Here is a 26,317-nt window from a genome sequence, read left to right on the forward strand (position 1 = left end):
CTGAAATATTTTAATGACTTCTTAAGTTCTCATAAAATTGTGAGATTCCCAATTATTTCTAAGTAAAGGTATAAAAACTTATTTATAATCATTAAATTCTTATTGCCAAAAATTCAGTATCTCATCTAAATCAATTTGTTTTATCTTTTTACTGACTATATCGGACTCACAACATAATGCATACCAATGTTCCGCATCAAGTTTTTTGCTAAAAAATGAAAGATTTGTGTCTTGCTGTTTCTCTTTTAATAATTCTAGTGAATTAATGTCAATGGAAAAACTATCAAATGGACATCTTAATCCTGTTCCAATAAACTTAACAAAACTTTCTTTAAGGGTCCATAATTTAAAGAAAGAAATTTGCTTATCTTGAGTAGATAAAGTATCAAGGTGCATTCTTTCAGTTGAAGAGAACGATTTATATATATTCTCATATTCTAACAACCGTATTAATTCGACATCAACTCCAAGTTGTGAGTTCCCAATAGCACAGACAATCCACTTACCAGAATGAGAAATATTGAAATGTAAATTGCTTTCCATAAGAAATGGTTTTCCATATTTAGAACGATTAAACAAAATCTTCTCTTCCTTCATTCCATAATCTTTTATCAAAGCATAGCGTACTAATGCTTCAGCAAGTAGACATCGTTCTCTATCTTTTTGATGAATAAAACGATTTGCTTTTAAACAACGTTTTTCAGAAACTATAGTCATCAATTTTTCTATTTGATTAGAAGATAAAAATTTATCTATTTTAATGGAGTATTGATAGATCATCTATATTGCCCTAAATCAATTCTATTAAATGTATTTTTTAGTTTAACATCAAAAATTTTAATAACCACCAAATATAAAAATACTAAAATTACTAATGCATATAAGAATACATATATATTACTGTTAAATGGCATATAATCCCCCGTCTCTAAAGACAGCATTCGAAGAATTTGCTGACTAGTCAGCATACTTGGAATAATCATAATAACAAAAGTAAAAAGAATAAGTGGTAAGTAAATATTAATCAACATGTTCTTAATCTCTTTGTGTAAATATCCTAATTTACGTAAGTAAATAAAATTATTTATATTATCCTGAAAATTGAGTAACAAGACTAGAAAAATTAAAAGAACACTAAAAACACAGGCCAAAACTTGATTTATTATCGCACTCATTCTATTGGACACGTTATTATTTTGCAGTTCCTTCTTATAACTACTATATGTTTTAATATGCTCTTTTGACAATGTGTCATTAAGTTTATTACACCATAAACCATTATAAGTATTAGCAGGATTACCAATCAATCTGTTAAAATAAGTACGTTTAATATAAATACTACTTGTATTTCCATTATCTGCAATTGCTTTAACACTTAAATATTTTTCGAAATTCTTATATTTTATTAAGACTTTATCTCCTGGTTTAATGTTATAAATCTCAGCAATACGCGGATTAACAGCTAATTCACCATTATTTAGTTGGATTTTTTTTCGCTTATTTACCAGATGAAAATAATCTCCATCGTTATCCATTGCCACCAAATTCTGCTGTCCTATATTTTTACTAGTAGTAGCTAATTTTACTTTTTTTTCTAAAAAATACTGATTCCCATTTTCTTTTGGAGCAGAATTCACTTTTACAATTGGGAAGGTAACTTCATATTTGTAATTACGAAAAGCGATTTGTGACTGATAAACTTTTGAACTACTCATATTGAGTGAAATACTTATCACTATCAAGACTAGATATATGTATACAGAAACTAGAATGAGGAAAATATTAAACGGCTTTCTCAAAGCTAACTTACTTGAAAACGAATATTTAGATGGTAAAATCTTAGCGACCTTTTCAAATAACCGCATCATTCTTAAGTTCCTATTACTTTCTCCCTGCCCAGCAAGTAAGTTAGAAATCTCTACACGACGATACACCCCAGATGCTAAATATGTCATAATACAGAACAAAATTGTCGGAATTATTATGCCAATAACAAAACTAGATGCTGAGAGACCTCTCACAACATTATTCACATTGTAAGACACTTGATAAGTATTAAGGAGTATATACGAATAATAATAACCAACCACTAATCCCAGTAGCAAAAAAACAAAACTAATGATTGAAGTAATTGCAATGTAAATACCTGTAATTTGTCTCTTGGTAAAACCCAAAGCACGATAACAACCAAGGTTCTTTCGATTTAAATCAAAACATTTTTTATAAAACATATAAAAAATAAAACAAGAAACTGATGTTAGACATATAAGAAACGTCAAAGCCAATATTTTATTTGAATTAAGACCAATTAGTAACTCATTTTGTCCATTATTTAATTGAGTTTTAGTAGAGAGCCAAGTTAAATTACCATCAATGGAGCATTCCACAAAGAAATACATAAATGAAGTCAGGAAAGCAAGGATAGATAAAATCAAAACATTTAATTTGTTTCTCCTAAAATATCCTAATGATTGTTTGCAAATACTTCTCATATATTAATCCCCCAATTTATTTCTGATGGTAAAAGCGGAGACTCATTCTGCTTATCCTGAACTACTAATCCATTTCCAACTGTTATAACTCTATTCGCTGTCAAAGATATTTTAAGATTATGTGTTGCAAAAATAACAGTTATACCATAAGTTTTAACAACATCGTGTAACAACTCTATAACCTGTTTGCTATTTTCTTCATCCAATGCCCCTGTCGCTTCATCACAAAAGAGCAGATCAGGTTTTTTTATTATTGCACGCGCAATTGCCGTGCGCTGTTTTTGACCTCCTGATAATTCATCAGGGTATTTATCTAGCAAATTAATAATTCCTAATTTATTTGCTATATCATTAAGATTTAAATTGTTTTTACTCATCCCAAGCTCAATATTTTCCTGAACAGTTAACTCTGGCAAAAGCATGTAGTCCTGATAAATATTGCTAATCGTATTTCTACGCAGGGAAGCTAGTTGCTTCTCTTTAAAATTATTAATATTTTGCTTGTTAATTAAAATTGTCCCTGAAGTTGGCTTTAGTAATCCAGACATGATATTTAATAAAGTAGATTTTCCTGAACCACTTTGACCAAGTAATACATTAAATGTACCAGCTTCAAAACTTAAATTAATTCCTTTTAAAACATGGTCACGATCATTATAATTTTTTACAACTTCACTTACTTCAATTATAGCTTTCATTGCTAATTACCTTTCACATTTGTTGTGTTATATTCTAAATATAATTTTTTACAACTTTGTCTTTGAATTTTGCCACTACCTGTACGCGGTAAAGCTTCTTCCTGATAAAGTACGATATCATATGGAACAATCTTACAATTCATTGCTACTATATTTTTAATCATAGATACTAATTCTTCATGAACATCTGCAACATTATCACTTAATTCTGCCATAATAGTAAGCTCTTCTGTATTATTAATATCTATAGCAAAAGCAATTGCGTTTTTTAGCTTATTATCTGTATTTTTCAAGATAATCTCTTCAATATCTTGCGAATAAAAGTTTTTCCCTCTTATAATAACCATATCCTTTTTTCGTCCTACAACATAAAGGAAACCATTATGCAGAAAGCCTAAATCACCTGTTGCAAAATATGGTTGGTCTTCATTTGGGAGGAAATTATTAAAACTAGTTTCCTCATCAAGATTCCAGTATCCTTGTGTAACACTTTGACCAGAAATCCAAATTTCTCCAATCTCATCTTCAGCAAGTAAATGATTATTCTCTAATCCAACAATTTTGACTTCAACACCTTCACAGATGGCACCACAAGAGACAATATCTAATCCCTCATCACTGAATTCAATAATGTTATTTCTCAATTTTTCACCATCTATAGTTACATGCTGGTAGCCTTTTTCAGGATAGTGCGCCGAAACAAGTAAGGTATTTTCTGCCAGTCCATATGCAGGATTAAATGACAGAGGATTTAGTTTATATTTTTTCATTTTTTCTGCCAATGCATGTAATGTGCTATACCTAACAAGTTCAGAACCGTTAATTGTTAATCTAACTGATGATAAATCGATGTCTTTCATTTCTTCGGTGGGGATATTAGAACACATCTCATAGGCAAAATTGGGAGCAATAAGTATTGTACCGTGATAAATACTGATTGCATTTAGCCATGAAATAGGTGATTTCATAAAACCTTCCGCAGAAGTAAAATAGTTTGAAGAGGCATTAAAAATAGTATTGATTGCTGAACCAATAAGTCCCATATCAAAATAAAACGGCAGCCATGTAGTAAAGATATCTTTATCACTAAAAGCAAAGTGATTTTTCATTATTAAGCAATTTGCATAAATATTGTTATATGTAACCTTAACACCTTTAGCTTGACTTGTAGAACCAGAAGTATACTGTAAGTAAGCTACTTGTTCATCACAAATTTCTTCTTCAACAAAACTTGATTTAACAAAATCATCTATGTAACAAATCATTAAATCTTCAACTAAATCACCGAACCAATACTCGAGATTAGTACTATATTTTGTAGAGGTAATAACATATTGAGCATCACTATTCTCAATAATTTGCTTTACCATTTCAGCTTTACTTTGATCATCAACTACACTCATTGGAATACAAATTGTTTGCGTAAATAAACATGCAAAATATGCAGTCAGATAATCCACTCCCGATGGTAATAAAATAAGTGCACGTTCACCTTTGCTATCAAGACTTTGGAGATAGCCTCCAAAGTCTTTTACTCTAGAATCAAATTCACTATATGTTACAGAATCTATAACATCATATCCTTCATAATAGGTATAAAGTTTTTTGCCTCTATTTTCGGATATATTTTTTTTAAAAATATCAATAAATTTTGCCATGCTTTCACCCCTTATTTTAACTACTATATTGATTCGACCTATTGTAGAATCCAACTGCCAATAGCATTGAAACTGTAAACATAATTATAATTAATAAGAAGTTTCCTCCTACAATATCGCCGTGATGAAAAATTTCGTTAACCCAATTAAAGCTGATTTTCTGAGGCATACACTGACTGATAGCTTTCAAAATTGTATTATGAAAATTACCAAACATCCCTGACAATAATACAGTAAAGCATGCAACAATATTACCAACCATAATAGCAGAACCATTATCCTTGACAAGTGTACAAATCAAAACTGCAAGTGCTGAAAATAGTCCTGTAACTATAAAACTAATTAAAATAACTTTCAAATCCTCTATCATAGAAGATCCGAAAAATAATCGATTACAAATGACATTAGCAAGACCAAAAGGGATAAATAAAGCTGCCCAATTAAATAACAGATGAGAACTCAAGTATTGACTGTTCTTTATACCGATTACTCGCAGTCTTTTGGAAGTATCATTAATTCTATCGTTGACAAACAACCTCATATTGAGAACTGCTTGAATCAGAAGAATACTCATTGATAAATAAAAAGCATTTGGAAATTTCTCTGAATTATTTTTTTCTTCATTAGAACTATACTTTTGTTTTGTGATAAGTTGAAGTTCCCGTCTATATTGTGAGCCTTTATATGATATAACTGTTACTTTTCCGTTTTGTTTTTTAATGACACCACTGTAATTTCTCATATAAATATCTTGTTTTTCTGGGAGAGCTTTTAACTTATCGTAAGAAATCTGATTTTTATCAAGATAGTGAGTAAATGTTTCACTTCCCCCAATCACAGCAATTTTTTCAGTTGCATTAGGTAAGTTTGTCGCATAGAAAGCTGCAACAACGACTAATGGCATAATAATTACCGAAAATATTACTCCCATATTATCGCTAAAATTGCGAATAATATTGATTTGAAAGCATTTAAATATTTTTCTCATGATTTTTCCTTTTAAAACTTAACTGTCAGATAAAAAACTCAGTATATAAAAAGCTGAATTTTAAACATTTTCCGAGCCGCAAATAAAAGTAGTACTGCCAAAAGTAAAGAAAGTACCCAAACAATTAGTTGCCCTTTTATACTTTGACCATACACATAGCTACCTATACCATAGTTAATCCACTTTACAATTGAGAAATTAGATAAAAATATACCTATCTTCCCAAGGTAGGTTATTGGGAAAAAGATTCCACCAAATATACAAAGAATAAGCTGAACAACACCTAAAATATTATTGCACGCAGATTCATCTTTAAGACCTATACAAAGGGCAGCTCCCAAACAAGTTGAGAAAAATCCAAGTATCATATACGTGATATAAACTATCAATGGATTGGTACCAAAATTGACATGATAAATTCCCATTAACAAAAGCATATAAACTCCGATTGAAATAGCATTAGCCAATGTTAAAGCAATTATTTTTGATATATAAATATAATTTTCATCTTCTAAGCTATAGGCAATTCTCATATTAGGAAGCTTAACATTTTCTTCCATAATCATATTAGATACCATAGTTCCCATTGTTAGTTGAAAGTAAATTATAATAGTCAAACCATAGTAATCAAAAGATGATATTCCCCCTGAAAAATTAGCAGTAGTTAAGTATCCCAATAATGCAAATATTAAGAATGGAAATACAAAAAGGTAGACTAAAATAACTGGTTTTTTTGCAATATTATAACTTATGTCAAATTTAATTAGATTCCATTTTTTCATAATAAAATCACCTAATCTCTCAATTTTGTTCCAGTTAATTCTAAGAAGATATCTTCTAAGTTTAAATTTAAAGAATTAATAGATGCTATAGAAGAATTACTTTGACTAAATGTGTTTGTTATATCATTAAGTACTTTATTATTTACCTCAATATTAATACTGATTTTAATAAGGTTTCCATCAATTGACACAGAGTCTACACCTGCTATTGTTAGAATTTTTTCTTTCAAATTTTGATCAAACTTATCTGCCCTGATGGACACAATAGATTGTTTAGAATAATTCTCACGAATATTGTCAAGTGTATCATCAACTAATTTTTGACCGTGATCAACAATAATCACATCTTCAGCTATTGCTTCAATCTCTTCCATATAATGCGTCGTATAGATAACAGATACACCTTGATCTCGAAGTTTCTTTATTGCTTCAAGTATAAAATTTCGTGATTGCGGATCAATGCCTACTGTAGGCTCATCAAGAATTATTAATTCCGGTGAATTAACAAGACTACAGGCGATATTAAGTCGACGCTTCATACCACCTGAAAAAGTTTTCGCCTTTTTGTCTTTAACGTTTTCCAAATTGACAAAATTGAGAGCATAAGTACAGACTTCTTCAATTTTATCTTTAGATACTCCATATAGCTCTGCAAAAAATTTTAAATTTTGATAAGCTGTTAGGTCCTCATAAATTGCTAGACTTTGTGGTACTACTCCAATTTCATTTTTAAATTTTTTTCGACATTTTTCTACAGCAACTTCTTTATAATATATGTGACCTGCATCTTGATGTATTAGTGAACTAATCATGTTGATGGTTGTACTTTTCCCTGCTCCATTCGGTCCAAGAAATCCTAAAATATGCCCTTTTTTTAGACTAAAGCTTAAGTTATTTACCACAGCAACCCCATCATAAGTTTTTGTGATATTGTCTATTCGCATAATATTTTCCACTGAAAACCTCCAAACATTTTTTCTTCACTGATATTTTTTTACATCCTCGGTTAATTGGTTCCTAGAATTAAAGATAATAGTTACGATAATTTTTCCCAAGACTCCAGTTATAGTTAAGACATAGCCAACCCATGAATACAAAGTCGCAATTCCAATTTTATTTACTATAAATCCACTGCTAAGTGCTCCTAAAGAGTACGAGATGACTAGTATGATACCTACAATTGAAAAGAGTGTCAGCATTTTTTTACGATTGGATATACTCTTAATAATATTTTCCTGAGTTGTCATAATCATCTGCCAACTAAGTCCACCAATTAAAAACATAGAAAATATAAGCAAAAGAGGTATTGTTTGATGACTTGCAAAATATGAACCCGCAAAAATCATTAAAATTCCCATAACAAGAAAACCAATATATAAGAATAATTCTCTTACAAAATATTTTTCAAAATAAGACGAGATTAAAAATACTCCAATGCCTGAAATTCCAATACATAAGCCAAAGGAAACAGCAGAAACATTTGTTATAAGATGAAAAACTGTTACTAGTTGTGCATCAATCATTTGAATAGTAATAGAGATAATAAAAGCCATTATCAAAAATACATGAAAGACTCCAGCATTTTTCTCATATATATTACTTGTAATATATTTTGAGTCTGTTTTTTCAAGTTCAATATTCGTAACTGGACTTTCAATTGTTAAAACGGTAAGTATACTTAGAAAAAGCAATACTACATTCAATAGCATAATATTTTTGAAGTTGAATAATTCTACTATAACCCCTCCAACAATAGGTCCAATAAAACGCATGAATTTAAAAATTTTTTCACTTATATCTGCGCCTTTTAATGAAGTAACTTCGAAAATTTTATCTTTAGAAATACTAATACTAGAAAAACATGCAGCGACTAAAAAAATATATACATAAATAATATTGTGATTCAAATTTGCCGTATACAATAGTACATAAAGAACGATATCGATAATCAAAGTAATCAGCATGACAATTTTAGAATATATCGGTTTTACTAACATCATCATAAGAGCATTAAACAAGGCCATTGCTCCAGAAAAGCTAAATGACATTAACCCTAATTTAATCGGTGATAAATTTTGAGAAAAACCAATCTTCCAAAAACAACAAACCAATGTTATCCAAATAGAAAGTGAACTTAACACTTGAATTGTATAAAGGCGAGTATTTTTATTTGTCATATCTTCCTCACTTTATACCAACAACGAAGAAAAGAACGAGTAGTGCAAAAGGATAGTCCGATTTCAAGAATTTATCAGCAGCAATTTTCACTTTGTCAATATCATCTTGATTTAACAAATCATTCTCAATCATTGTTCCCATTTCTTCATAATCAACTTGTGGAAGAAAAGCATTAATACCAACTTCATCACTATTAACTGGGATTAAATCAAGATCAACTGTGCTAAAGTTTGCATTCTTCAACATTCTCCATAATTTTCTACCAATGTAGCGATCTCCTCCTTCTAATACTTGTTCTTGAATGTGCTGTCCATATACATATGATAGTTCAGGAACCTCTGGGTCAATAATCCCAAATAAACCTTCATCAATATCAGTAATTAACATTTTACCGCCTTTCTTCAAGGCCTTATAAACATTTGCTAATGCCTTATCAACACCATGAACATGTTGTAAGACAAGTCTTGCATAAACAATATCATAGACTTCCTCATCAAGATTAATCTGAGTGATATCACCTTCCAAAATTTCTACACGTTCTTTATAGTCATCTGGAAGTGCTGTTTTACTATACTCAGCAAAATCACTATCCAATTCAAGACAGGTGATTTGAGCATTAGGGAATAATTCACAAAGTTTCTTTGTAATAACTCCTGGACCACTTCCAATTTCTAAAATTCTAAGTTTAGCTTTCGGATCTGTAACATTTTCTCGAATTAACTTAATTTCTCTATTCCAAGTTAATTTTGCTTGAACTTCCATTCTTTGGATTAAACGTGTGTATTTTTCTGCTTGCATAGTATTCACCTTTCTTACTTACCTACAATTAATTGTAGGTTCCTTTACTTTTATATTAAAATCAACTGTTAATCATGTTTTGAACAACTCTCTTTATATCAGGAAGCTCTATTCCTGCTTCCCAGGCAAGAGCCTGAGTATTACTTAAATCAAGTGAGATACTCTGTCTGTCCAATTCTTTGCCAATTCCAACTGCTACCTGTCTTGCTAGAGGATCACCTAAATCTGAGTATTCCATACATTTTTCATACCAAATATCCCATGAAACTCTATTCATATCATTATCTCCAAAAACATCAAATAGCTTTACTGATACGTTTACATCAGGATTAACTACGTGGTATATTTTAGATTGTTTTTGATAAAGCGAAGCATAAACAATTAAACTGCTTACAGTATCTACTGGTATTCCATTAAAATTCATAGAAATATCTGGATACATTTGTATTTGCTGGCAAAATTCTACCATTTTGTAGAACATGTCTTTGTTCTCTTTTCCTCCATCATTGGAACCCATAATTCGACCTACTCTAAAGATTTCAACGTCGTAATTCCTGTTCATATACTCACGAAGAATCTTTTCTGTTACGTATTTAGATCTTGAATATCCGAGTTTTAAATTATTAACATCTAACGGTTGTTGTTCTTCGGTAACAAGACCTTTTTTATAATCCTGTTTTGCAAAAATTGAAATTGTTGATACATAGGCCATGCTCTTCCTTTTTCCAGATTCCAATAATTTTAGAATTCTCTTGGTACCTTCAACGTTCGCAATTTTTATCTGATCATACGAGAGAGCAAAATTAACATTAGCACCATTATGACAGATGACATCAATGTTATCACTTAAGAAATCTAACTGTTCTTGAGATAAGCCTAAATTATATTTAGTAAGATCACCACAATAAACCTTTAAACGCTTGCTGTCTTCATCTTTCCATATGCCCCAATATTGCATATTCTCTTTGATACGTTTGAAACCTAAATCTATGTTTTCAGCTCTAACTAGACAATGCATTGTTGCTGCTGGAGCTTTGTCAAAATATTGTCGTAAAAGATAGGCTCCTAAAAATCCAGTTGCACCTGTCATGAGAATGTTTTGATTAGCATCATTTCGAGCGCGTACTTCATATGGTAAATTTTGAAGTCCATCAAGTTCAGATTGAATTTCAACAAGATCTGATTCTTTTGCCTTATGATCAAGATAGTTCTCCAAAGATAACGCAATATCTTTAATAATGTCTTTGCCAAGAATGAGCTCAAACGGAATTTTTTTCTGTAATTTTTTCTCAAGAGCTATTTTTGCATCGTATATGCTTAAAGAAGTACCGCCTAAGTCGTAAAAGTTTGCATCTCTGCTGACCTTTGAAACACCTAAAACTTGACCAACAGTAGAACAAACCAATTCTTCATAGAAATTTTGAGGTTTACTGTACTGCTCAATTTCAAATTCTATAGGGTAAGTCATCAATTTTTTACGATCTGCTTTCCCGTTGACATTTGTTGGAATTTCATCAATAAAACAAAATATTCGAGGAATCATGTAGTCCATCAAATGCTTAGATAAGAATGTTATGATAGACTTTCTATCTTTCTTACTTGCCTTAACAAAAGCAACTAATACTTGTTGCCCATCTGATTTTTTTCTTACCATAACTATTGCATCATCTACAAAATCCAGTTCTTGAATTTTATTTTCAATTTCTGCAAGTTCGACACGCTGTCCCCGAATTTTGACTTGAAAATCTTTTCTATTGATATATAGGAAATTCCCATTTTCATCAATTTTGACAATATCCCCTGTTTTATAGAGTCTTTCAAATGGTTTATCGTTGGACCACGGACATTCTAAAAAGCTACCCTTAGTCTTTTCTTCATTATTTAAATATCCTTGTGCCAATCCAATTCCAGAAATATATAGTTCTCCTGGTACTTCTGGTGGTTCAAACATTAGCTCATCATTTAATTTATACAACTTCATGTTTGCAATAGGTTTACCGATAGGAATTGTAGAATTCTCATTTTGCCTTTTCACTAACCAACATGAAACATCAATAGCGGCTTCTGTCGGACCATATAAATTAACTAATTGAGCATCAAGCTTGGAATAAAAATCAGAACACGTTGTCGCATCTAGTGCTTCTCCACTACAGATAACATATTCCAATGAGTAACATTCAGTACACTTGTCCGTACTTAAAAATTTCTTTAACATGGAAGGTACAAAATGGATAGTATTAATACTTTTTGAAATAATAATATCGGCAATATACTCTGGATTTTTATGACCATCAGGTTTAGCAATTACCATAGTCGCTCCTGTAAGCAATGGCCACACCAATTCCCATACAGAAACATCAAACGTATATGAAGTTTTTTGAAGGACTCTTTTATTAGGTTCAAGTGGAAACTGTCTTTGCATCCACAATAAGCGATTTACAATTCCAGCTTGAGTATTAATAACCCCTTTGGGATTACCAGTAGAACCTGAAGTATATATCACATATGCTTTATCATCTCCATTTATAATCGTATTAGGATTATTAGCTTGTCCAGTTAAACTCTTAAGGCTTACACAAAAAGTTTTAATATCTTTGGGAACACGAGACGCAAATTTTTCCGAGGTAAGAACAATATGACTTCCTGAATCAGAAACAATAAATTTCATCCGTTCGTCTGGTAATTCAGTATCCAAAGGCAAATATGCACATCCTAGTTTAAGAATCGCATGAATTGCTACCAACATCTCAAAACTTCTATCAAACAAAATAGGGATAATTTGTCCTTTTTTAACCCTTTTTTGCCGCAACTTTTGACATAAAACATTAACTAACCTATTTAATTCTTCATAACTGAGAGATTCGTCTTCAAAAATCAAGGCAGGTTGCTTTTTATACTTTTGAACAGCCGTTTCAAAAAGTTCTTTTAGAGATTTATCTGAATCTTGAAAATCTACAGTTGTTTCGTTCCAATTTTTTTTCTGAAGTTCAATTTCCGAATCATTTAAAAGACTTATTCGACTCGTAAATTCATTGGGCTGATTCATGTATCCATCTAGAAGTTGAAAAAGATATTGATTGAAATCATCTATTCGAGCTTCACTAAAAAGTTCACACATATATTCCCATTCAAATACATAACAAGCATCCTCAAATGTTACTGATAGACTCACATCATATTTACTTTTCCCATTGCTAAGACGTAAATATTTTAAATCGTTTCTTTCTTCAGTTCCTACATTAGGTCGATTTTGAAAGACAAACATTGTATTACATGGACAATCAATGTCTACATCCGATTTTGAAATCATTCCCATGAAGTCTCTGTGTTGTTGTTTTAACCTTTCTTGAACTGATTTTTTCTCAGAAAAGTCAAAATCCAAAGGAATAGTATTTGTAAAATAACCACAGATATCCATCGTATTTTTCTTAAAACGATTAGCAACTGGAACAGCAATACTCAATTTCTTCTCCCCAGACAAGCGCGAGAATAAAGCACCATAGGCACTGACTAAAAGTGTAAATGGTGAAATCTTTTGCTCCCTACAAAAAGCTTCTATCTTCTTGCTTTGCTTACGACTCATGTGATACAATTTACGATTTCCAATACGTGTATACTTTTGCTTTTGAGCAAAACTGTATGGAAGATTTAATTCTGTAGTATTTCCATTTGTCTTTTTCTCCCAAAAGAGTCTACGCTTAAGATATTTCTCGGCTGTAACTGGAAGAGTCTGTTCATAAGCATAATCATAATATGTATAATCTGATGGTTTAATAGACGAAGTATTTTCTTTATCTGTATTAAAGTAGTATGTAGTAAACTTCTTCATTAAAAGTTGAAATGACCATCCATCACAAATAATATGGTGTAATCTGAAAAACAGTATTGTCTTACCACTACTGAGCGAAAAGACAACTATTTGGAATAATGGACCACCTTCGACTTTAAACGGTTCAGTCTCTAAATTTTTAATCTCCGTTTTTAATTCTTCATCCCTTATATTTTTATATGTTACTGCATAGTCGGTAATATCTGCTGCAAATTGAACAGGAGTAAAATCTTTTTCCACAATTCGACATCTTAAGATAGGTTCTTCTATCAGAATTCTTCTAACTACTTGCTCAAAATGCTTTTTATTCAGTGGCTCCTTTAGTTCAATTCCTTGGAGTACATTATACTCAGTATCATCTACATGAACTTTAGAATACTTATATAATTTTTGCTGTTGATATGATAATGGATAATATTCCATTTGTCTTATCCTCCTTTCTAGGCAAGTAATTTCTGAATTATGCTTGTCATATGGGCTACTGTCGGATTTTCAAGCATGTCTTCAACATCTAACTCGATGTTAAAATGCTCTTCAACATCTGCAAGCATTTGATAAGCTATGATAGAATTTCCACCTAACTCGAAAAAGTCTGTTGAAAAGTCCTCTTCATCTACACCTAGATAATTTGTCCAGACGTCTTTCACATAGTTTTCAAGTTCAACCCCCTCTTGACTGATAACAGGCTCTTCTTTTGAGGATGAAGTCTCTGCTGCCTCAATAATCTCCTCTGACTCTGGTTGCATCCAAAATGATTTATGTTCGAAGAAATAGCCAGGAAGAGGTTGCTTCATTACAGTACTTGGAAAAGTCTGTTCAAATTGAATGTCTGTACCTTCTTCCCAAGAGTTCTTGATTGCTTTACATATTTGTATAACTTCGGATGTTTCAATACCCATACGCTTTCCGATATTAAGAATTTCTTGAGTATTATCAGCCTGTTCAAAGAGGGAAGCATCTTCCTCTACATTATCTTCTTTTAATTTATCCAATAATTCCTTACGATTTTGATAATAAATAAGTGTTCGATATGAGAACGTCTCACGTTGGAAATTATAAATAAGATTAAGAACCCGATCATCTACTGCATTTTCCAATAAATATTGGTACAATGCCTTTTTCATCTGTTTTAAAGAATTTTCAGATTTCGCAGATAGTTTAAGAAATTTTACTGTTTTATCTTCTTTTATTTTTGAACATTCAACCGGTTTCCGGTTATATTCTTCTAAGACAACATATGCATTTGATCCACCCATGCCAAGAGAACCAACACATGCTCGTAATGGGTAATCTTTATTCTCCCATTCTTCAAAATCACTTACGAGATTTAAGTTACTGTCTGAAAGTCCAAGTTGGGAATTTTCTTGATTATTGTATAATGATGGACAAAGATGCTTTTTTTCTAAGCACAGTACAGTTTTAACAAGTGATGCTATCCCAGCAGCGGCAAGTGCGTGTCCTATATTACCTTTTACTGACCCAAGCTTAACTTTATTGCCTGAATGCTCAAAGATTCGCTTAAATGAAGCAACTTCAATTTGATCCCCCATACTAGTCCCTGTTCCATGTGCTTCAATATAAGAAATACTTTCTGGAGAAATATCGCCAAAAGCTAAAGCATCTAAAATAACACTGGTTTGCCCAGCTTCGCTTGGGGCAGTATAGGACATCTTTTCAGATCCATCATTATTAATCGCACTTCCACGAATTACCGCATAGATATAATCATTGTTTTCAACTGCATCTTCCAGACGTCGTAAAACAACGGTTCCTAAACCTCCACTAAAGATAGTTCCATCTGCATCTTCTGAAAATGGAAGACAGTGGCCAGATTGTGAATAAATTTCATTTTTTACATATCTATAGCCTTTTCCTTGGGCGGCATTAACAGAAACTCCACCACATAAAGCCATGTCACATTCATAGGTTAATAGACTACGACAAGCCATGTGAAGCGCTGTTAACGATGAAGAACATGCAGTTTGAACCGTTAAAGATGGCCCCGTTAAATTCATGCTATATGAAATTCGGCTAGAAATATAATCAGGGCTGTTACCATGAAAAGCTTGCGACATAACCTTGTCTAAACTAATCCCATTATTTTTTAAGCTAGGGATGACATTATGAACTAAGTATGAACTGATTCCACTACCTATAAAAACTCCGGTTTTCTCTGTTATATTTTTAGTATTATAACCAGCATTTTCCACAGCTTTCCAAGCTGATTCCAGCATTAGTCTTTGTTGAGGATCCATATATTCAGCATCTCTCTTACTAATGTTGAAGAATTTTGCATCAAACTTATCAATATTATCTAAAGAGAAAGCTTTGTTAACAAAATTTTTATCACCACTATAATCAATAGAGTCTTTGACTACGCATTCCCCATTTTTTAATATTTCCCAATACTCATCAAGATTATTTGCACCCGGAAACTTGCAGTCCATCCCTACAATAGCAATAGCATTTTCCATTCTCATCTCCCTTTCTATTATTTTCTTTTTGCATTATACTTCATAAATAATGATGCCTTCTTCCTACGTTGTTGAGCTTCTTCAAAAGCAGATTGTATGTTGTTTTCTGCTTGTTTTTTATCTTTATCTAAATATTTAGATAAGGCTCTAATTGTCGGATTATTAAACAAGACCGTTATCGGGATTTCTCTTTGAAATTGTTCTTCTAAGTTTTGTTGTAAGGTTAAAAGCTTCATAGAAGTCCCACCAACCTCAAAAAATGCTTTGTCAGATGGAATCATATGAAGTTCAAGAACTTCTTCCCACGCTGTTCTAACTATTTTTTCTGTTTCTGATAGAACTTGTTTATCAACAACCAAAGCACTAGTATTATCAATTAGTTTTTCAAGTTGTCTGCTATCAATTTTCCCATTTCTAGTTAACGGAATGGAAGGTATGGTTATAATCCTACTTGGTATCATATATACAGGAAGATAATCAAGAAGACTATTCTTACACTTTTGCTCATCAAATTCATTAACTGTAGTTACAAAAACATAGATATTATCTTTGTAGAAAAGCGCTTTAGCGTAATCTACATCGCCGTAGCGTGTTACTGCACTCTCAATTTCACCAAGTTCAATTCGCTGTCCGTATCGTTTTATCTGACTATCTTTTCTCCCTAAAATATCAATACTGCCATCTAGTCTGTAACGGCCAAGATCTCCAGTATTATAAATATTAGATTGAGATGAAAATGGGGTGATTTGATTTGAATTTTCTGTCAAGTACCCTTTAGCCAAATACTTTGTACATACATGAACTGACCCAATTTCTCCAATAGATACTTCTTCTCCTGATTCATCTGCTAACACAATCTTAACATCATCAATACCAGGTCCTATTGGCAGATATTCTCCTAAACTATTAAGAGCTTCCTCACTATACTCAATAAATGACATTCCTTGCGGTGTTTCTGTTGTTCCATAATAATTAACAATTCGACAATTTGGTGCAATCTTTTTTAGAGCTTGAACTGTTGATTTCCTTAACCTTTCGCCTCCAAAAAATAAGAAGCGGAGGTGTGACAGTTCTTTGTTAGGATGGCGTTTAGCTCCTAAAATAATCGCTTCAGCTAAGCTTGGAGTAATATTAGCAACACTAATTTTATTTTCTTTTAAATATCTGAATAAATCATTTTGAATCAACTCGGATTCATCTGGAAAAACAAGTGACGCACCTAATGTTAAAGGTACAATTATATCTCTTAAAATCGGATCATGCGAAATTCCTGAAAGTATAGCAAACCTATCATTAGAATTTAAATCAAAGTGATGAATTTCCCAATCAATAAAATGATTAACTGCACTATTACTTCCTAGAATAGATTTAGGTTTCCCTGTAGTACCAGAAGTCATAGCAATATAGCTGCTATCGTTAAGTGAGTATTGTACTTTTTGTGATTGTACTTCTAAAACTTTAGTTTCACTATCCGTTAAATCAATAAAGTACGAACTATTTGTTGCCTGCAAGGCTTCATCAATTTTTCCTTTTGGCCACTGTGAATCAATAATTGTAAATAAGGATTCACATTTCAAAATGGCTAAAATGGCAGCAATCATTCGTGGTTCTCTTAAACCACTGATAGCAATGACACATCCTTTAGGAACATTCCTATTTTTAAGTTCTTCAAAAATTTGAGTTACTTGTTCTTGGATATCTCTACTATGATAGACTTTATTTCTGTATTCAAAGTTAAGGCCTTCGCTATTATTTGTAATGTTTTCTAACGCCGTATGAGCTAACAAATTCGAATCATTACAATTTTTAGTCATCATACCTTCAGAAAAAGCTATTTTCTTTGCAAGTTTATACTCACCAACTCTTCTAGAAGCATCTTCAATAATCATTTCAATTAGCCAAACATACTGATTTAAAATGAGTTGTGCTGTTTCTTGACTATATACGCTTGAATAATAATTCAATCTTATTTGAAGACCATCTGTATTTTCTGTAAGATAGAATGTAAAATCATACTTAGCTTCTTGAACATCATCTTCTATAACATCTAATGTCAAACCATCTAAACCATTTACATCAACGTTAAAATCAATCATATTGATGAGTACTTGAAATAGTTGAGTATTATCAGAACTCCGAGGAGGATTGGCAGCTTCAACAATACGATTCAAACCAATTTCTCCCATATCCATAGAAGAAATAATTTCATCTGCCACTGTATTAAGATATTCTTTAAAACTAAGATTTGGATCTACATTCAGCTTAGCAACAGTTGTATCGATAAACATTCCAACCATTTTTTGACTGTATTTATTATCACGACCAAGCATTGGAAAACCAATATTAATGCTTTCTTGTCCAGAATATCTTCTAAGTAAAATTCCCAAAATTGCAGTCATGAGGCTAAATACGGTTATTCCATGTTGCTGCGCAAACTTTTCAACTTCTGCATATTTTCTAGAATTTATAGTCGTATAAACATTTCTACCTACGTGATTCATAACAGGAGGTCGTGGATAGTCTTCAGGCATACTGAGAATAGAACTTTCATTTTCAAATTTGTTTTGCCAATAGATTTCACGTTTTTTATCAAGTTCTTCATCATGCTTAATGTACTCTGTATAACCGATATCCTCATATTGATATTCCAGAGGTTCTTCTTCAAAATTCGTTCCAGTACAATAAAAGTTATAATAATGCTTAAGCTCAGTAAAGATAATCTTGAATGACCATCCATCTGCGATAAAATGATGAATTGTAAACAAGAAATAATGCTCATCAGCAGTAGCTTGTAAAAGCTTAACCTTGAATAATGGATACTCATCAGGCCTTAAATTAACAAGCTTCATAGCTGTGATTTCATCTTGAATTTTAAGATGTTTTTGTTCAGTTGTTAGCCCTGATATATTTTCAACTGGAATTTCAAAAGAAAAGTTATCATCTAGATCACATAAGATATCATCACCAGATTGATAGTATCTAGTATGTAATATGTTATGTCGCTCTACAATCTTATTCAAAGCTTTATTCAAAGCTGACTTATCCAATTTACCAGTTAATTTTAAGGCAATAGGAATATTATATTCACGTGTTTCCTTTTTCAACTGACTAGCAATCCAAATCCCCTTTTGTTTTTCAGATAATCTAGTTGGTACATCTTGTGGTTTTTTCTGTAGAATAAGATTTGACTGATTATTTTCATCATAAATAATCTGGCATAATGCAGACACACTTATATTTTTGAGCAAGTCCTCAATCTTTAAGGTTACTCCAAATTCTTTTTCAATATCTACCATCAAATTATAAATATTGATCGAGTCAATTCCCAATTCTAATAGAGTATCTGTCATTGAAATCTCATCGTTTTCCACATACTTTTGAAGAACTGCTACTACTGCAACTTCTTTTTGAGTTGTTGGTAAAATGATGTTCCGATTTCGACTTTCTTCCAGAGCTTGTTGTTTTAAGCGTTCGCGGTCAATTTTCCCATTTTGCGTTAGCGGCATATATTCTGTTAGGAATACCCTATCAGGAATCATATAATGTGGCAAAATAGGTTCTAAATCATTTCTAAGATTTTGTTCTGATAAATTTTCCTGCGGTTTTGGCTCTACGTAAGAAACAAGTTGTTTATCATTACCTTTTTGTATAAGAAGAACAATTGCATTTTTTACCTTGGAAAGGTTCTGAATTACTTTTTCAATTTCCTCTAACTCAACTCTATAACCATGGATTTTAACTTGATTATCAGCCCGTGCAACATAATCAATTTCACCTGAATAGTCTAATCGAACCAGATCCCCTGTTCTGTAAAAACGATTGCCTTTTATATGGATAAAGCGTTTTTCATTTAATTCCTTTAATCCGGCATATCCTTCCGCTAATGATATTCCACCAATTAACAATTCCCCCGTAACTCCTTCAGGGCAAATATTCCCATCTTGATTTACAATACGTAAATCAGTATTGGCTACTGGTTTTCCAATCATTACCTTTTTATTGACATCGCATTTACTTGTTGTATTCCATATAGTCGCTTCTGTAACCCCATAAGCATTATAGAATTCATGACCTATACACCAATTATTCTTGATATCATCTGTACAAGGCTCCCCAGCAGTTACAATAACTCTTAAGTCTGGAAGATTCTCATTTTCCATTGATGCTAAAACTGATGAAGGTAAGGTTGTGACAGTTATTTGCTCATCTTTAAGAAAATCATGTAACCTCACACCCGTTCCCATTTTTTCCCGGGAAGAAAATACTAAAGTAGCTCCATGTCCAATTGCCATTAAGATATCAAACACAGAAGCATCAAAACACACAGAAGCAAAGAATGTAACTCTATCCTTTGAATTAACATTGAATAGACGTTCTTGCTCTTTTACAACATTTTCAATTCCTGCATGTGTGACTTTTACACCCTTTGGTTTACCAGTTGTTCCAGAAGTATAAATCATATAAGCAGTACTTGCCAAGCCGTTATTAACAGTAAGATTAGAAGAAACTTCATCTGTGATAACTGGAGATACTACGGTAACTTTAGAATAATCTAATCCCATGTCATCAAAAGTTCCATCTGAAACTAAAAACTTCATACCAGAATTATCCATTATATACTGCAATCGCTCACGTGGGTAATTCTTATCCAATGGAACATAGTAAGCTCCTGCTTTCATAATAGCAAATATACTTGTTAAAAATACCTGTGATTTCTCTACTGCAACACCAACAGCAATATTTTTTCCTTGAGTATACTGAATAAGTTTTTTTGCTAAGATATTACTTCTACGGTTGAGTTCGGCATAGGAAATATTTTCTCCATCATAACTTACAGCTAGTTTTTCTGGAAGCTTTTCAGCGAAATACTCAAGATATTGATGATATTTGATCCCTTGCATTTCAACACTAGTTTCAATTGCTGGTACATTTTTAGAAATGTCATAGTCTTTAATTGGAAGTTTAGGATTAGTTAAAATGCTTTCAAGTAGTGTCTCATAGCTACCTAATAAAACTTCTATCGCTTTATCTTCATATACTGCTTCCTTAAATTGACACTTAACAATTACTTTATCTGAGCACTCTTCGAGCATAAATACAAGATTGTACTGTGAATCAATGCATCCCATATTTATCTTTTCAAAGTTCATACCATCAATGGTAAATATATTTTCTTTATCATCACCGTTCATGAATACTGGTGCACTATTAACTTCTCCAACTGTTTTTTCATATGCAAAGACATGGGAGAGATTTTTCCCCGTTTCTAAACCAACATTTTTTAAATAATTTAATGATACACCTGCAGGATAATCATACGCTTCAAATAATTTTTCACGTACCCCCTTAATAAAATCATTAATCGTTTCTTGTGGATTTATTTGGCTAGAAACAAGAATGTTTTTAACAAGATAACCAATTGTATCATAGTATGTTGCATTTTCCCGTCCAGAACTATAGGTACATGTAATAAAGTTGTTATCATTGTTGAGCTTATAATAAAGAAGCTGATAAATACTATATAAAGTTTCAAAAAGCGTATAACCATATGTTTTACTGAAATTCTTTAACTTTTCAAAAAGTCTACTATCAATTTGTAAATACTTTTCTGAGCTACTGGATTTTGTACGATCTGGATTCGAAAAAACTCCGAAATCTTCTGCCAACTCACATCCAGCCAAGTCCTTTTTTAGCTTATTTGTTGCAATTTCATACTGGTCAGACTCTTTTACAGATAACTCGTGTTTTTGATAATTAAAGTATGTTTTATCTTTTTCCAAAGTAAGAGGAATCCCTCTTTGTAATTGCTTATATGCAGCAATAATTTCTTTTAACAGGAAAAAAATCGAAATGCCATCAATGACACTGTGATGAATAGATAAACCAAAATACCAGTCATTAGTTTTTGCTCCTAAAACCACACGTACAGTTTCTTTTTCTAAATCAAATGGCTGATTCAACACCTCATTAATATATCCATCAATATCATCAATGTGTGAAAAGTCTGTTACTTGTACTTCAAAATTAGATGTAGATTCTGTTTGAACAATCTGCTGACCATCCACAGAAAACCTTAGATTCAATACTACATGCTTTTGGATAACAGCCTCACAAGCCAATTTCCACTTTTCCGCATCAAATTCTTTCCCCATTTTCCAAGCAGCAGCCATATTATACTTATTACTTGTTTTATTTAATAATTGATCACGTATAATAGCTGCTTGCCCATCTGTAACTAATTTTTGAATATCTGTATCTAATACTTTATCAGTATCTTGAGTCTTTCTGTTCTTTTGAAGATAGCTATCAATCTTTAATATCAGATCTCCAACTGTTTTTAATGTGCTTAAATCAGTTACTTTAAGTGCAATATCAAATTGTGTGTTAATTTTAGAATTTAGTTGAAAAAGCTTGAGTGAATCAATATCTAAATCAGCAATTTCACTTTCAGATGTTATACTTACTGATTCATAAGTAACTGAAGAGATTAAATCAGTTATAAATTCTTCAATCTCGTCTTTTGTAAAAGTCTTTTGGACTGTTGGAAGTTCAGGTGTAATAACATTTTCTTCAACTTTAGCCCATATTTTATTTTGGGCAAATGAATATTTTGGAAGGTGAACTCTATTGCCTTTTGTGATATTTAAAGCATTCCAATTAATATCTATTCCTAAATTAAACAAATCAATGGTTGCATCTAACAAGGCTTTATCTGGTGATGTTTTTTTCTGTTGTGTTGAGATAAGGTTAACCTTGGACGATTTTTTATATTTGAGAAGATAGAGCATCAAAGCCGAAGAAGGAGCAATTTCAATAATAATATCACTTTTATTTGCAATATAGGCAGCTGCATCAGCAAATCGCACTGTATTTCTCATATTGTCTGCCCAATAGTTTACATCTAATTTTTTTGAATTAAAGGTATTGCCAGTTACTGTTGAGACAAACTCAATATTTGTTGGTTTGCTTTTAATTTTACCTGTTCTTTCAATAAATTCTTCCTTAAATGGTTCTAACCCCACATAATGGAAAGCATAATTAACAGGTAAATACTGGCATCTAATATTATTAGCTTGGAATGTTTCCTTAAGTCTTGCCACTTCGTCATTAATACCAGAAATAACCACAGAATCAACCGAATTAATTACACCAATGGAGGTATTTTCATAGCCTTTCAGGTATTCAGAAGCTTTCTCTTCGCTTAATGATACAGACAACATTTTACCTTTTCCTGTAAATCGTCTGAGAATCGTACTCCGAGAATGAATAATTTTAACTGCTGCATTGAGAGATAAAGCACCGCTAGTAAATGCCGCAGCTACTTCACCAAGGCTATGTCCACAAACTAGGTCATAGTGAACTCCCATTTCTTTTAACAAATGAGCTATAGAAACTTGAATAGCAAAAATAGCAGGTTGGGCAAAGTAAGAATCCTGTAAAATGTCTTCATTATTGCTAGCAATAATTTCATTTAAATCACATTGGCCAATCTCTTTAAATTTTTCTACACACTTTTCAAACATTTCTCGATATGCAGGAAACTGGCTAAGTTGACGCCCCATTCCAATCCATTGAGTCCCTTGACCAGAAAAAACTAAAGATACCCTACTATTATTTTTAATTTCTTCATTTTTTTCAGGAATTTTAAGAGCTCTAGCAAGTTTCTTAAGTAAGTCATCTTTATCTTTTACGACATATCCAGTTCGATATTTTCTCAAATTTGTCCTTTGACTCATTGCATACTCAATATCATTTAAAGAACCATTATAATTCTGAACAAAATTATGAAAATCTTTAATTTTTCTATAAAGCGCATCTTGGCTTACATCAGATAAAGGCAACACATAGTTTTCTTTATTACTATATTCTTGTTTATTTACTGTATTATTGTATTTTTCAAGAATAACATTACAATTGGTACCACCAAATCCAAAAGAACTGACTCCACATACAAATTGCTTATCTTTAATCTTTACAGTCTCTTGAACAATGTGTATATTTTTTTGTTCTAGTTCCAGTTTTTCATTTATTTTATCAATACTTCTTGTTGGAACAAGTTCACCATAAAATAGACATAGTGCCGTTTTAATCAGCGATGCAACTCCAGCAGCGCTTTCTAAGTGTCCAATATTTGTTTTCACTGCACCAAGAAGAAGAGGATGCTTGCGTCGTAAATCTTGGTTAATGGCCTCATCAATCGCAGAAACTTCAATATAATCTCCTAAAAAAGTACCTGTACCATGTGTTTCAATATATCGTATTTCAGATGTTGAGAGTCCAGCATCGGCAGCAGATTTTTTAAGCAGTTCAACCTGCATATTTTTATTAGGTGCAGTTAATGAAGCAGAACGCCCATCTTGATTTATTGCCTTTCCAATTATTGTCGCATAAATTCTATCACCTCTATCTTCTGCAGCAGTAAGACGCTTAAGAATCAAAACCCCGATGCCTTCTCCACGTACATAACCATTTGCCTTTTCATCAAAGGTTTGACACAAACCATCTGGTGAAAGCATCCCAGCTTCTCCCATAGCTCTATTGAGTTCAGCATCAAGGATGATATTGACGCCTGCTACTACTGCTACTTCACATTCTCCTCTATTGATACTTTCTATTGCTTCATTTACAGCAACCAAAGATGACGAGCAGGCTGTATCTATTGTCATACTTGGCCCTTTAAAATCAAAAAAGAAAGATATTCTGTTTGACAACATTGCCATAGAATTTCCCACAATCGCATTAATGTCTTTCTCATTTGAAATAACTGTTCGTAAGTAATCAGTATTTGAAGCTCCTACAAAGACTCCTATTTCTGTATTTTGAATATCTTTTTCAGTAATATCAGCATCCTCAAGTGCATGTACAATCTCTTGCAAGAGTATTCTTTGCTGAGGATCAATATTAGCTGCTTCCGTTTCAGACACGTTAAAATATACATTATCGAATACTTCTATGTCATCAATATACCCGCCATCATATATTTTTTTGTTTTCTTTAGGCGAGAATTCTGGACATAATTTTTTTCTTTCTTCTGGATATGGCTTAACACTTAATGTCTGATTTTTTAAATTATTGAAAAATTCATCAATATTATTAGCTCCTGGAAATTTGCAAGCCATTCCCGTTATTGCTATTTTTTCTTTCCTAATGTTTTTTTGGTTTAATACATTAACTGTTTTTTTATTTTCAATACATTCATTCAAGTATTTATAAAATTTGTTAACGGTAGGATAATCAATTAAAGCCGCCATATCTAGCTTAACATTTAATTCTTGTTCTAATTTACCTACAAACTGAACCAATGTCTGAGAATCAAAGCCCATTTCCATAAATGGTTTATCTAAATCAATTTTTTCACTAGGTATCTTTACATAGTCTGAAATTTTATAAAGTAAATCTCTTAGTTCCATTTTATTCACCAACTTCTATCATTTTTATATCTAAGGTATTCTAATGAGAGGGGGAAAGACAGCAATGATTGCTGCGCAATCACCTGCAAAACGGTGTCATCTAGGAAGATTACGTACAAGAACTCAACAAATAATAAAAGAGTTCGTTTTCCCACCCCCGCATAGCTCAAAAGGTTCGGGGAACCTTTTGAGCTAGCAGATAAAGTCAAATGAATTTTGATGTCAAATTAGATCAGGTTCGGATCGTAAAATGCGAACGAAACTGTCATTTAGCTACTACATTATGATATTAAAATGAACTCCAATTACTGAGATTAGACTTTTTATCCAACTTCTATAAATATTTTGCTATTTATTGCATTAAATGACTTGATATTATAGTACTTTTTTCAATAAATTTTATAGATAGTTGTTGTAGCAATAATATAGTTAAGTTAACAACACTTAAAGTAATATCGATTACAAAATAATCTTCCGAACTTTTTCAACATCTAACATCGCATCTTCTTATCTTTTATAACAACCCTAGAATTCAAATCTTTCACATTTTGATAAATGAAAAATAATAATACCTATGTTACTAATTGATAGCTAATAAAAAAATTTATTTGAGATAAACTACCAACAAATAGTCAAGTAGAAGTATCACAGATAAATTCATTACATTACATCATTAAATAAATACTACAACTTATAATATATTTTTTAATTGCAGTATATTCATTTTATATCTTATAAAATGAAACCTTTTTCATAAGTAGAACAATTAACTAGTACATAAATATCATTTTTCAAATTTATTTACTTTTAATTTTATTTCCTTCTTATTATTCAAGAGAGAAACAGATAATTATTACATGATTCCCTTTTTAACATCCGCCACATATAAACCAAAAAGTTACAATTGCCATCAATATCTTTCTTAATTTCATTTGTCTTTCCTTTCAAACTTTATAGTGCTATTATAAGAAAAAGGTAAAAAGAAGACCATGACATAAATGTCATGGTCT

The 26,317-nt window shown here is 31.7% G+C and carries 12 protein-coding genes; all 12 read right to left on the reverse strand.

The genetic code is table 11. From position 1 onward, the window contains the following. Positions 1-99: 99 nt before the first annotated feature. The 12 genes from SCSH_RS01070 to SCSH_RS01125 are packed head-to-tail and all read right to left on the reverse strand — an operon-like array spanning position 100 to position 25,307. A complete protein-coding gene (locus tag SCSH_RS01070; protein WP_057490055.1) occupies positions 100-780 on the reverse strand; it encodes a 4'-phosphopantetheinyl transferase family protein in 681 nt (226 codons plus the stop codon). Then, positions 777-2,492: an ABC transporter permease gene (locus tag SCSH_RS01075; protein ID WP_057490056.1), complete on the reverse strand. Its 1,716-nt coding sequence runs from the start codon at positions 2,490-2,492 to the stop codon at positions 777-779. The genes SCSH_RS01070 and SCSH_RS01075 overlap by 4 nt, the downstream gene beginning before the upstream one ends. Next, entirely contained in the window at positions 2,489-3,190 is a 702-nt protein-coding gene (locus SCSH_RS01080) for an ABC transporter ATP-binding protein (RefSeq protein ID WP_057490057.1), read from the reverse strand. The genes SCSH_RS01075 and SCSH_RS01080 overlap by 4 nt, the downstream gene beginning before the upstream one ends. 2 nt (positions 3,191-3,192) lie before the next feature. After that, complete coding sequence (locus SCSH_RS01085) at positions 3,193-4,848, reverse strand: AMP-binding protein (protein ID WP_057490058.1); 1,656 nt, start codon at positions 4,846-4,848, stop codon at positions 3,193-3,195. A gap of 16 nt (positions 4,849-4,864) precedes the next feature. After that, the gene (locus tag SCSH_RS01090) at positions 4,865-5,836 is read right to left on the reverse strand and encodes an ABC transporter permease (protein ID WP_057490059.1); all 972 of its coding nucleotides are present in this window, start codon (positions 5,834-5,836) and stop codon (positions 4,865-4,867) included. A 38-nt stretch (positions 5,837-5,874) separates the two neighbouring features. Further along, on the reverse strand, positions 5,875-6,618 hold the full coding sequence (locus SCSH_RS01095; RefSeq protein ID WP_057490060.1) for an ABC transporter permease: 744 nt from the start codon (positions 6,616-6,618) through the stop codon (positions 5,875-5,877). Positions 6,619-6,629: 11 nt separating this feature from the next. Beyond that, the gene (locus tag SCSH_RS01100; RefSeq protein WP_057490061.1) at positions 6,630-7,574 is read right to left on the reverse strand and encodes an ABC transporter ATP-binding protein; all 945 of its coding nucleotides are present in this window, start codon (positions 7,572-7,574) and stop codon (positions 6,630-6,632) included. A 24-nt stretch (positions 7,575-7,598) separates the two neighbouring features. Continuing rightward, on the reverse strand, positions 7,599-8,795 hold the full coding sequence (locus SCSH_RS01105; protein ID WP_057490062.1) for an MFS transporter: 1,197 nt from the start codon (positions 8,793-8,795) through the stop codon (positions 7,599-7,601). A 7-nt stretch (positions 8,796-8,802) separates the two neighbouring features. Beyond that, on the reverse strand, positions 8,803-9,603 hold the full coding sequence (locus SCSH_RS01110) for a class I SAM-dependent methyltransferase (protein WP_305851974.1): 801 nt from the start codon (positions 9,601-9,603) through the stop codon (positions 8,803-8,805). Between the two features lie 52 nt (positions 9,604-9,655). Further along, entirely contained in the window at positions 9,656-13,846 is a 4,191-nt protein-coding gene (locus SCSH_RS01115) for a non-ribosomal peptide synthetase family protein (RefSeq protein WP_057490064.1), read from the reverse strand. A gap of 17 nt (positions 13,847-13,863) precedes the next feature. Further along, on the reverse strand, positions 13,864-15,897 hold the full coding sequence (locus SCSH_RS01120; RefSeq protein ID WP_057490065.1) for a type I polyketide synthase: 2,034 nt from the start codon (positions 15,895-15,897) through the stop codon (positions 13,864-13,866). Positions 15,898-15,914: 17 nt separating this feature from the next. Next, positions 15,915-25,307 carry a hybrid non-ribosomal peptide synthetase/type I polyketide synthase gene (locus tag SCSH_RS01125; protein ID WP_057490066.1) on the reverse strand — a complete coding sequence of 3,131 codons (9,393 nt, stop codon included), beginning with the start codon at positions 25,305-25,307 and terminating at the stop codon, positions 15,915-15,917. Between the last annotated feature and the right edge of the window lie 1,010 nt (positions 25,308-26,317).

It is taken from the genome of Streptococcus orisasini (assembly GCF_001431045.1).
Lineage (GTDB): Bacteria > Bacillota > Bacilli > Lactobacillales > Streptococcaceae > Streptococcus > Streptococcus orisasini.

What these genes read in the sequence shown, in the direction of transcription:
- SCSH_RS01075 (WP_057490056.1), bottom strand. Translation starts at nt 2,492, where the DNA reads ATGAGAAGTATTTGCAAACAATCATTAGGATATTTTAGGAGAAACAAA.
- SCSH_RS01105 (WP_057490062.1), bottom strand. Translation starts at nt 8,795, where the DNA reads ATGACAAATAAAAATACTCGCCTTTATACAATTCAAGTGTTAAGTTCA.
- SCSH_RS01080 (WP_057490057.1), bottom strand. Translation starts at nt 3,190, where the DNA reads ATGAAAGCTATAATTGAAGTAAGTGAAGTTGTAAAAAATTATAATGAT.
- SCSH_RS01090 (WP_057490059.1), bottom strand. Translation starts at nt 5,836, where the DNA reads ATGAGAAAAATATTTAAATGCTTTCAAATCAATATTATTCGCAATTTT.
- SCSH_RS01125 (WP_057490066.1), bottom strand. Translation starts at nt 25,307, where the DNA reads ATGGAACTAAGAGATTTACTTTATAAAATTTCAGACTATGTAAAGATA.
- SCSH_RS01085 (WP_057490058.1), bottom strand. Translation starts at nt 4,848, where the DNA reads ATGGCAAAATTTATTGATATTTTTAAAAAAAATATATCCGAAAATAGA.
- SCSH_RS01095 (WP_057490060.1), bottom strand. Translation starts at nt 6,618, where the DNA reads ATGAAAAAATGGAATCTAATTAAATTTGACATAAGTTATAATATTGCA.
- SCSH_RS01070 (WP_057490055.1), bottom strand. Translation starts at nt 780, where the DNA reads ATGATCTATCAATACTCCATTAAAATAGATAAATTTTTATCTTCTAAT.
- SCSH_RS01115 (WP_057490064.1), bottom strand. Translation starts at nt 13,846, where the DNA reads ATGGAATATTATCCATTATCATATCAACAGCAAAAATTATATAAGTAT.
- SCSH_RS01120 (WP_057490065.1), bottom strand. Translation starts at nt 15,897, where the DNA reads ATGGAAAATGCTATTGCTATTGTAGGGATGGACTGCAAGTTTCCGGGT.